Source organism: Paraburkholderia sp. D1E (genome assembly GCF_052682275.1).
The window spans coordinates 9547971-9558459 of the sequence record NZ_JBQYMB010000001.1 but is presented as its reverse complement, the minus strand read 5'-3'; the positions used below and the strand labels follow the sequence as shown (position 1 = coordinate 9558459).

General features: G+C 61.3%; 11 protein-coding genes. 8 read left to right on the top strand and 3 right to left on the bottom strand.

The window, feature by feature from the left end:
- Positions 1-167: 167 nt before the first annotated feature.
- The gene (locus ACUN0E_RS42895) at positions 168-1436 is read right to left on the bottom strand and encodes an SGNH/GDSL hydrolase family protein (RefSeq protein ID WP_445570336.1); all 1269 of its coding nucleotides are present in this window, start codon (positions 1434-1436) and stop codon (positions 168-170) included.
- Positions 1437-1754: 318 nt separating this feature from the next.
- The gene (locus ACUN0E_RS42890; protein ID WP_445570335.1) at positions 1755-3374 is read right to left on the bottom strand and encodes an NAD(P)/FAD-dependent oxidoreductase; all 1620 of its coding nucleotides are present in this window, start codon (positions 3372-3374) and stop codon (positions 1755-1757) included.
- Between the two features lie 215 nt (positions 3375-3589).
- Between ACUN0E_RS42890 and paaA the strand changes: the two genes are divergently transcribed.
- From paaA to ACUN0E_RS42850, 8 genes are all read left to right on the top strand, one after another.
- Positions 3590-4588: a 1,2-phenylacetyl-CoA epoxidase subunit PaaA gene (gene paaA, locus ACUN0E_RS42885; RefSeq protein ID WP_445570334.1), complete on the top strand. Its 999-nt coding sequence runs from the start codon at positions 3590-3592 to the stop codon at positions 4586-4588.
- A gap of 39 nt (positions 4589-4627) precedes the next feature.
- Positions 4628-4912, top strand: a complete 285-nt coding sequence (paaB, locus tag ACUN0E_RS42880; protein ID WP_007179854.1) for a 1,2-phenylacetyl-CoA epoxidase subunit PaaB — start codon at positions 4628-4630, stop codon at positions 4910-4912.
- An 8-nt stretch (positions 4913-4920) separates the two neighbouring features.
- Complete coding sequence (gene paaC / locus ACUN0E_RS42875) at positions 4921-5724, top strand: 1,2-phenylacetyl-CoA epoxidase subunit PaaC (protein WP_445570333.1); 804 nt, start codon at positions 4921-4923, stop codon at positions 5722-5724.
- A 27-nt stretch (positions 5725-5751) separates the two neighbouring features.
- Positions 5752-6294, top strand: a complete 543-nt coding sequence (gene paaD / locus ACUN0E_RS42870; protein ID WP_408241214.1) for a 1,2-phenylacetyl-CoA epoxidase subunit PaaD — start codon at positions 5752-5754, stop codon at positions 6292-6294.
- Between the two features lies 1 nt (position 6295).
- On the top strand, positions 6296-7384 hold the full coding sequence (paaE, locus tag ACUN0E_RS42865) for a 1,2-phenylacetyl-CoA epoxidase subunit PaaE (protein WP_445570332.1): 1089 nt from the start codon (positions 6296-6298) through the stop codon (positions 7382-7384).
- A 154-nt stretch (positions 7385-7538) separates the two neighbouring features.
- A complete protein-coding gene (locus ACUN0E_RS42860) occupies positions 7539-8351 on the top strand; it encodes a DUF1835 domain-containing protein (RefSeq protein WP_445570331.1) in 813 nt (270 codons plus the stop codon).
- Positions 8352-8365: 14 nt separating this feature from the next.
- Positions 8366-8974, top strand: a complete 609-nt coding sequence (locus tag ACUN0E_RS42855) for a TetR/AcrR family transcriptional regulator (RefSeq protein ID WP_408241205.1) — start codon at positions 8366-8368, stop codon at positions 8972-8974.
- Positions 8975-9217: 243 nt separating this feature from the next.
- Positions 9218-9886, top strand: coding sequence for a GNAT family N-acetyltransferase (locus ACUN0E_RS42850; RefSeq protein ID WP_408241230.1), 669 nt, complete (start codon positions 9218-9220; stop codon positions 9884-9886).
- 81 nt (positions 9887-9967) lie between these two features.
- Here ACUN0E_RS42850 and ACUN0E_RS42845 read toward each other — a convergent pair whose 3' ends face one another.
- Positions 9968-10465: an Lrp/AsnC family transcriptional regulator gene (locus ACUN0E_RS42845; protein WP_408241202.1), complete on the bottom strand. Its 498-nt coding sequence runs from the start codon at positions 10463-10465 to the stop codon at positions 9968-9970.
- Positions 10466-10489 lie beyond the last annotated feature (24 nt).

The window sequence follows — 10489 nt, the reverse complement described above, 5'->3', positions numbered from 1 at the left end:
GAGAATCTTTTTCGTTTCGTCAACAACATTTTCCGCTTTCGCTTAAAACCTTGTTGACGCTACGGCCGCCTGTTTCTACAGCGGCCCCCGTTCGCAAACGAGGAAGCGAATCTTAGGCGAACATCGGCCATATGACAAGGGTTTGATGAAAATCTTTTTTTGGCGGTTCACTTCCGGGTTGAATTCACTAAACCAGCCACTGGAACCGCTTCGGCCATTGCGCTGTATCCGGCGTCGCTGGGATGGATATGGTCGCCACTGTCAAAGGCGCGCTGCAGGCGATTCGGTTGCGCCGGGTCGCGTAGTGCGGCATCAAAATCTACAACGCCGTCGAAAGCGCGGCTGGTCCGAATCCATTGGTTGACCGCAAGCCGGATAGCCTCCCGCGGCGCCGGTAGCGATGCCGGCGTCAACGTCGCGCCGAACACCTTCACACCCCGGTGTCGCGCATCCGCAATCACCCGCTGATAGCCGGCAATCAGGTCGGTGGCTGTTACCGAGGTATGCGGGGAGTCGCAGTCAAGCCCGCCACGCGCCGGCATCGCCGCAAAGTTGATGTCGTTGATTCCGATTAGCAGAATGGCCGTCTTGACCCCGGGGCGTTCCAGCACATCCCGGTCGAAACGTCGGATGAGCGCGTCGCCGTAGCAGAGTGAGTCGCTCAGTAAGCGATTGCCGCTGATGCCAAGATTAACGATCGCCGTCGAATGGTCGCCGGTGCCGGCGAACCGACGAGCCAGCGCATCCGGCCAGCGCCGATTCTGATTCAGACTGGAGCGCATGCCGTCGGTGATCGAGTCGCCGATCGCGGCGACGGCGGCCGATGACGGCGCGTCCACCAACAAACCCGTCACCCATACATATTGCGTGAACCGGCCACGAAACGAATCAGCGGAGGTGTCGGCAGTGTGATTACCCGGAGCGGAAACATAATTCAACTGATTCGAGACCCGGTGCCACGCCACGATTCGCTGTTCCGGCCCCGTAAACGCACTGATCGCATAAGGTGAACCTTCCGCGATGTCGATAGCGACCGGGTCGCTGTCCAACTCCGCGCCTGCCGGTATGCTCACGGAGCTCTTGCCGCCAAACGTCACGCGCGCCTCGCCATTGCCCAGCGCTGCCGCGCCGCCGCCCGAGCGCGCGATGCGCAGTTCCTCGATGACGAGTGCCGTCTTGCCATACTCGTTGCTGAGATGGATTCGCGCGGATTTACCGGAGAGCGTCGGATAAACAATCTGGCGAACTGTGCGGCCAGCTACTTCAGGGGCGCGGTATAACGGCGGTAAATCCGACCGTTGCGGGATGGGTTGCAGCGCCGTCGCCCATGCGGTGACCCAGTGCGTCGGGGCGGCGGCGGCAAACACGGTCGAGGAAACAGCAAATTGGCAAAGCAGCGCCGCGCCACATGCGGCGGCCAGGGTGCGAATGGTCATTCGGGGGGTCGGTTCGAGGCGAAACATGCATTGTGCCCGATCGCCATGGTCATCGCGGCTGACCGTGCGAACGGTATTGTGTCGTCACCCGCACCTGGTATCAGGGCTGCGACGGCGAACGGGCCTCGAGACAGCATGCGCATTCCGCCGACCTGGCGGAACCGGGCTTGTTCGGCTCGCCCCGCACTAGAAAAGCTCACCCGGAACCACAGGCGCAACGTCTGCGACGCAGCCAATTGGCTGAGGACGCATAACGCCCCACGCAGATCAGCCCGCCTGCCCCGCAGCCATTCGACGCGAGCACAGACGCGTTACAAATCAGGCCGCCACTCCGGCCATCTTCAATGCAACTGCTTCGGCCACTTCGATCCCGTCGATGGCTGCCGAGTAGATTCCACCGGCATATCCGGCGCCCTCTCCGGCAGGATACAGGCCTTCGACATTCATGCTTTGATAGTCATCCCGGCGCCGCACGCGAATCGGCGACGACGTTCTCGTCTCGACGCCTGTCAGCACAGCGTCATGCATGGCAAAACCGGCGATCTTCTCATCCATCTGCGGCAACGCTTCGCGGATCGCTTCGATCACGTAGTCGGGCAGCGCGGTGCTGAGATCGGTCGGATGCACGCCCGGCTTATATGACGGCACCACTGAACCCAGCGATGTAGACGGCCGCCCGGCGATGAAGTCGCCGACCAGCTGCCCCGGCGCCATATAGTTGCCGCCGCCGAGTTCAAACGCCCGCTCTTCCCATTTGCGCTGGAAGGCGATACCAGCGAGCGGACCGCCCGGATAATCGTCCGGCGTGATGCCGACGACAATCCCAGCGTTGGCATTGCGCTCGGCCCGTGAGTACTGGCTCATGCCGTTGGTCACCACGCGGCCCGGCTCGGAAGTCGCCGCGACCACCGTGCCGCCCGGGCACATGCAGAAGCTATAAACCGCGCGCCCGTTGCTGCAGTGATGCACCACCTTATAGTCGGCGGCGCCCAATTGCTTGTGGCCCGCGAACTTGCCGAAACGGCTGCGATCGATCAGCCCTTGCGGATGCTCAATCCGGAAACCGAGCGAAAACGGCTTCGATTCGAGATAGACGCCGCGCTCACTCAGCATCTGGAACGTATCGCGCGCGCTATGGCCAACCGCCAGCACCACATGGTCGCAGCGCAAATTCTCGCCCGTCGACAGCTTTAGCCCGCGCACCTTGCCCTGCTCGATTTCGATATCGTCGACCCGAGTCTCGAAACGCACCTCGCCGCCCAACTCGTGAATGGTCGCGCGCATCTTTTCGACCATGCTGACGAGGCGAAACGTACCGATATGGGGCCGGCTCAGATAAAGAATGTCTTCCGGTGCACCCGCGCGGACGAATTCATCAAGCACCTTGCGGCCGTAGTGCTTCGGGTCCTTGATCTGACTGTAAAGCTTGCCGTCCGAGAAAGTACCCGCGCCGCCTTCGCCGAACTGCACGTTCGATTCAGGATTGAGCACCGACTTGCGCCATAGCCCGAAAGTATCCTTGGTGCGCTCGCGCACGGCCTTGCCGCGCTCGAGAATGATCGGACGAAAGCCCATCTGGGCGAGGATCAGCCCGGCAAACAGGCCGCACGGCCCCATGCCGATCACGACGGGGCGCGGGGAAGTCAGCTGCGCCGGTGCTTTAGCGACAAAACGGTACGTCATGTCCGGCGTCACAGCGCAGTGGGGCACGTCGGCAAGCCGCTTGAGCGCGGCCGCTTCATCCTTCACCTCGACGTCGACGATGTAAGTGAGCTTGATGTCGGTGCGCTTGCGTGCGTCGTGCGCGCGGCGAAACACGGTGTACCGGATGAGCCCGCTCTCGTCCACGCCGAGTTCAGCGAGACGCGCGCGGACGGCGGTTTCGAGAACGCTCTCGGGATGATCGAGCGGGAGTTTGATTTCGCTTAGACGTAACATGAGTACCGGGGATGCAGGGAGGCCGCAAATCGTGGCCAATTCGCAATTTTATAGGTTAAGTGTCGGTGCGGGGCAGCGGTGCTAGCGAAACGGCCCGGCGACGAACCCGAGGTCTCCCTATCGGTAAGAGTCGTTCTTCTCAAAAAATTTATTAACCGACCGGTCGGTTGATTTATACTGCGCAAACACAGACAAATTCCGCTGAGAGTGTCCCCATGTACACGCAATCCCTGGATATCCCCGGCAACGTCGCGCCGCTCGATGCGGCAGTGAGTTCGCCAGAACAGGCGCAATTCGACGCGGTCATGACGGCCGACGGCAAGATCGAGGCGCAGGACTGGATGCCTGAAGCCTACCGCAAGACTCTGGTGCGGCAGATTTCGCAGCACGCGCATTCGGAAATCGTCGGCATGCTGCCGGAAGGCAACTGGATCTCGCGCGCGCCCAGCTTGAAACGCAAGGCGATCCTGCTGGCCAAAGTGCAGGACGAAGCTGGCCACGGCCTCTATCTATATAGCTCGGCAGAAACGCTCGGCGTGTCGCGCGATCAGTTGATCGCCGCATTGCACTCGGGCAAAGCCAAATATTCGAGCATCTTCAATTACCCGACGCCCACGTGGGCAGACGTCGGCGTAATCGGCTGGCTGGTGGACGGCGCGGCGATCATGAATCAGATTCCGCTGTGCCGCTGCACTTATGGCCCGTACGCACGCGCAATGATCCGTATCTGCAAGGAAGAGTCGTTCCATCAGCGTCAAGGTTTCGACGCGTTGATGTCGATGATGAGCGGCACCGAAGCGCAACGCGAATTAGTCCAGCAGGCCGTGAACCGCTGGTGGTGGCCGGTGTTGATGATGTTCGGTCCGAGCGACAAAGACTCGATCCACAGCAACCAGTCGTCGAAATGGGGCATCAAGCGCATCTCGAACGACGATCTGCGCCAGAAATTCGTCGACGCCACCGTCGACCAGGCCAAGGTGCTCGGCGTCACGCTGCCGGACCCGGACCTGAAGTGGAACGAGGCCCGCGGCCACCACGACTACGGCGAGATCGACTGGGAAGAATTCTGGCGCGTCGTGAATGGCGACGGCCCGTGCAACCGCGAACGTCTCGCGACCCGCGTGAAAGCGCACAACGAAGGCACCTGGGTGCGTGAGGCCGCCCTCGCCCACGCCGAGAAGCAGCGTCAGCGCGCGCAACAGCAAGCGGCCTAACCACGGCGACAAGCCAGACAAAGTATCAGGAGATCAGCGATGAACAAGGAATGGCCGATTTGGGAAGTCTTCGTGCGCAGCAAGCAGGGACTCGACCACAAACACTGCGGCAGCCTCCATGCTGCTGACGCGCCAATGGCGCTGCGCATGGCGCGCGACGTCTACACGCGCCGCCAGGAAGGCGTGAGCATCTGGGTGGTGCCGTCGTCGGCGATCACGGCGTCTGCGCCGGAAGACAAGGCGGAGCTGTTCGAACCGGCTGGCGACAAGATTTACCGCCACCCGACGTTCTACACGCTCCCCGACGAAGTCAACCACATGTAAGCGCGGCCATGAACCTCACGCCCCAACATCTGCAGTACGTGCTACGCCTCGCGGATACCGCGCTGATCCTCGGTCAGCGCAATGCCGAGTGGTGCGGTCACGGCCCGATCCTCGAAGAGGACATCGCGCTGTCGAACATGAGTCTGGATCTGATCGGCCAGGCGCGCCTGCTGTACACGCACGCCGCCTCGCTGGATCAGCAACTCACCGGCAAAAGCCGCACGGAAGACGACTACGCGTACTTCCGCGCCGAACGCGAGTTCGCCAATTACACATTGGCCGAGCTGCCGCATTACGGCCCGCTCGCCGGCACTGCGCAAGCCGAGAAAGACTATGCGGTCACGATCGTGCGCAACTTCCTGTATTCGACGCTGATGGCGCATCTGTGGGCGGCGCTCACTACGTCGAAGGATGAGCAGCTTGCAGCAATCGCCTCGAAGTCGATCAAGGAAACCAGCTATCACGTGCACCACGCGAGCGAATGGCTGGTGCGTTTCGGCGACGGCACGGACGAATCGCATCGCCGCGCGCAGGCCGCACTCGACTATCTGATGCCGTACACGCACGAGTTTTTCAGTGCTGACGCCGTGGAGGAGAGCATCGCCGCCGCCGGCATCGGGCCGCTGACGTCTGACCTCGAAGCCGCATGGCTCGAAGACGTACAGGCCACGCTCAACTCAGCCACGCTCAAGCTGCCCGAAGCGGTCAAGCACATCACAACTGGCAAACACGGCGAGCACTCAGAGCACATGGGCTTCGTGCTGGCGGAAATGCAAAGCCTCGCACGCCAGCATCCCGGCGCCACCTGGTAAGCGCTGAACCGGAGACGGAACTTCACGATGACGACCTCGACTGCCATGCCCATCGCTGACGCCACACTCGAACGCGCCTGGGCCGTGCTCGAAACGGTGCCCGATCCGGAAATCCCGGTGGTGTCGATTCGTGAACTCGGCATTCTGCGCGACGTGAGACGCGCCACCGACGGCACGCTCGAAGTCGTTATCACGCCGACCTATTCCGGTTGCCCGGCGATGTCGCAGATCGCCGAAGACGTTGCCCATGCGCTCGACGTGGCTGAGCTGAAGCCGTATCGGATCGCCACGGTCCTCGCGCCGGCCTGGACCACCGACTGGATGACCGCCGACGCACGCGAAAAGCTCCGCGCCTACGGCATCGCGCCGCCCACCGGCAATTGCGGTTCCGCCGTGCCAGCACAGGAAAAAGTGATGCGCTTCGTGCCGCGCACGCTGCCGGCACCGTCGTGCCCCCGTTGCGGCTCGGCCCATACCGAGCGTCTCGCGCAATTCGGTTCGACAGCCTGCAAAGCACTGTACCGCTGCCTCGACTGCCGTGAACCCTTCGACTACTTCAAACCATACTGATATGGCCACCCCGCAATTTCATCCGCTGCGTATCCGCGAAGTGCGGCCCGAAACCGCTGACGCGGTCTCGGTCGCCTTCGAAGTCCCTGTCGAACTGCGCGACCTCTATCGCTTCACGCAGGGCCAGTTCGTCACGTTGAAAACACACATCGACGGTGAGGAAACGCGCCGTTCGTATTCGATCTGCGTTGGCGTCACTGATTACGATCGCGACGGCGAACTGCGCATTGGCATCAAGCGTGTGCGCGGCGGACGTTTTTCGAACTTCGCGTTCGACACGCTGCAACCCGGCCACACCATCGACGTGATGACGCCGGACGGCCGCTTCTTCACCCATCTCAACGCGGATCTGGGCCAGCAGTACCTCGCGTTTTCCGGCGGTTCGGGCATCACGCCCGTGCTCGCGATCATCAAAACCACGCTGGAAATCGAGCCCCGCAGCACCTTCACGCTGGTGTACGGCAACCGCAGCGTCGATCAGATCATGTTCGCGGAAGAGCTCGAAGATCTGAAGAACCGCTTCATGAACCGCTTCGTGCTCTATCACGTGCTGTCGGACGACTTGCAGGACGTCGAGCTGTTCAACGGCGTGCTCGACCAGCAAAAGTGCGCGGCCTTCATCGAAAACCTGCTTCCGGCCGATGCAATCGATGAAGCCTTCATCTGCGGCCCCGGCCCAATGATGGATGCCGCCGAAGCCGCATTGAAAGCCGCGGGTGTGCCTTCGGCAAAAGTGCACGTGGAGCGCTTCGGTTCGCCGCTGCCGCAAGCGGGCGTACCGCCGCTCGAAATCACCGACGACACCCCGGCCGCCGACCTCGAAATCGTCCTCGACGGGAAAAGGCGCAAGCTGCGCCTGCCATATCAGGGCGTTAGCGTGCTCGACGTCGGCTTGCGTGCCGGCCTCGCGCTGCCGTATGCGTGCAAGGGCGGTGTCTGCTGCACCTGCCGTGCGAAGGTGCTCGAAGGCGAGGTGAAGATGGAAAAGAACTACACCCTGGAAGAGCACGAAATCCGCGACGGTTTCGTGCTGACCTGCCAGTGCCATCCGATCAGCGATCGCGTGGTGGTGAGTTACGACGAACGCTAATCTGGCGCGACGGGCGGCCATGCGACGCCCGCAACGCTTTCAGCAGGTCCGCGATCCGCTTACACTAGGGGCCGCTCATCGATCGGACACCTATCCCGATCAATGAGCGGCCCCTTTTGTCATTTGTTTTTTTTGCCAGCCCAAGCCACTGCCGATGAGCACCATCCACCTCACCAACGGCGACGTCGCCGCCGAGTCACTGCGCGCCGCGCTAGCCGAGGCAGGCCGCGACGATCGTGTGCACGCGCTGCGTGACGATCTGGCGGTCGGTCCGCTGCGCGGTATCGACGATGGACCTGACGTGCGAGCGACCTTCTGGGATCGCGTTAGCGCGGACACCAGGCGAGATTTTCTTCGGGAATTCCGCGAGCAGGCGGCGGCCCTGGAGAACCTCGCCCGCGGCGACGCGAATCTGGTGGTCTGGCACGGCGAAAGCGCAGCCGATCAATTGATGCTGCGCCGGATCTGCTACCACCTGCGCAATAGTCCGCAGCGGCTAAACGAAGTGCGTCTGTCGATTAGCGACCTCACCGATCCCGGCGCATGGGCGCACAGCCGGAAAGATCGCGCGACGTCCGTTGGCATGTTCGCACCGGCTGTCCTGCAAGGACGTCTGCCGGACGCGGCGCCGATTTCGGTTCTGCGCATTAGCCGCCTCGCGCTCGAATGGCAGGAAGCCAAACACGCGAACGGCGAGACGCGGCGCTGGCGCGACAATACTTTCACGAGCGGCAGCTTCGGTGATCTGGACACGCTGATTCTCGAGCACGTCACTGGCGACTGGCAGCCCGCCGCGCGTGTTGCCGCCGAACTGATGACCGCAGAACTCTGGTATCTGGTGAGCGACAGCATTGTGCTGTGGCGCTTCCGCGAACTGGCCGCCAGCCGGCGCATCAAGCTGCGCGGCGATACGAACGCATGGCGCACATTGGAATTGTGCACGGCGCTTGCCCCCTGTCCACACTAATAAAACAGACGACCATGGCCCGCACCCGAGCCCCCGACCACGACACCCAGCGCGATCAGATTCTTGAACTAGCTGCGACGAAATTCGCCCAGACCAGCTACCCGAGCACCTCAATGGCCGACCTCGCCGCTGCGAGCGGCACCTCGAAGGCGCGCCTGTACCACTACTACGCGAGCAAGGAAGCGATCCTCTTCGATCTGCTGGATCGTTACACGAAGCGGCTGATGCTGATCATTGCCGAGGTGGAAGGCGCGAGCCAACGTCGAGGACTGACGGAGCGGGAAACCTTCGCGGAACTGATCCGGGCTTTTCTGTCCGAGTACGAGACATCGCACAGCCGGCACGTTGCGCTTCTGAACGACGTGAAGTACCTGGTCGACACCCAGCGCGAGATCATCCTGAACCGCCAGCGCGACGTAGTCGCGGCTTTCGCGCGGCAGTTAGCACGCGCCTATCCAGAACGCGCCACGCGTGAAAACCAGACCGCCCTCACGATGATGGTGTTCGGCATGATCAACTGGACGTTCACCTGGCTCAAGCCGGACGGCCGGATGGGCTACCGGGAATTTGCCGAGCAAGTGGTCAGCATGCTCGAGCATGGATTGAGTTCCGCCGAGCGTTGATTGCGCACAGCAGCATTGTTCAACGGGAACAATTGCCGGGAGTTGCCGAGACGCGACAACTTGTCACGAACGCTCGTTCAATTTATTTATTTCTTAATAATCAATAGACTAAAAATAGGGCGCCAATCCTTTAGGCGTTCTCTTCAATTTTTAATACGGGTTTTCCCTAGTGATGAATCGGAGTTTCCGCTAAAATCGTTTTTGCGGTGCACCACGCCGTTCGATCAAAAGGAGAACCTGACTATGAACATGCTTACACCCCGCGCCGCCGAGCCGATCGTCACGCACGATCGTCTGTTGCAGCCAGCCGGTCATGCACCTGCTCTGGTCCGTGAACTCACTGCCATTGATCGCGAACGGCTGCTAACCCACTTCCTCTCGCTCGACGAAGACGATCGCCTTCTGCGTTTCGGCCAGATCGTGCCGGACCACGTCATTGAAAACTATGTCCGCGCGATCGATTTCACGCGCGACACGGTCTTCGGCGTGTTTAATAGTCAACTGCAACTCACCGGCGTCGGCCACCTGGCGTATCTGCCGGTCGAAGGCGACAAGCGCACCGCCGAGTTCGGCGTGTCTGTGCTGGAAAGCGTACGTGGGCAAGGCATCGGCTCCAAGCTCTTTGAGCGCGCCGCCATTCGCAGCCGCAATACGCATGTGACCACGCTTTACATGCACTGCCTGTCGCGCAACTCAACCATGATGCACATCGCGAAGAAGGCCGGCATGAAGATCGAATACGCGTACGGCGAAGCAGACGCCTATCTGTCGCTGCCGCCAGCGGATCAATCGAGCATCATTACTGAAATGCTGCAGGAGCAAGCCGCGGTGTTCGACTACGCACTCAAGCGCCAGGCGCGTCAGACGTCGAAGTTGTTCGAATCGTTCTTGCCGACAGCTGCGGCAGCCTAACCGGTCTACGCTTCGGTGAAAAAAAGGGCGGCCTTGTGGCTGCCCTTTTTTGTTTGTCCGTCGCGTAACCGCACCCGGCGCCTACAAAATGGGTAGCGCCGTCGTCTCCTTGAACTTCTCGAGCGAAAAACTCGTCTTCACGTCGATTACAGACGGGTGATGCAGCAACTGCTCCTGCACGAAACGTGAAAAGTGCGCCATATCCTCGACCTGCACGCGCAGCAGATAATCCATGTCGCCCGTCATCGCGTGACAGGCGACCACTTCCGGCCACGTCTGCACCGCTGCGCGGAACAGATCGGCATGTGTGGTGTCGCCACGCGGACTGAGCGCCGGACCGCTGCGCTTTTCCAGCCGCACGTTGACATAGGCCAGCAGATCGAGCCCAAGCTTTTGCGCATCGAGAAGCGCGACATAGCCGCGAATCACCCCGCTCTCTTCCAGCCGACGGATACGCCGTAGACACGGGCTTGGCGACAGGTTGATGCGCTCGGCAATCTCCTGATTCGACAACCTGCCATTCTCCTGAAGGATCGCCAGAATGCGTCTGTCGATGGCGTCTATTTCTATTTTGGCCATTTTCTGCCGTCCAGATAAAAATTT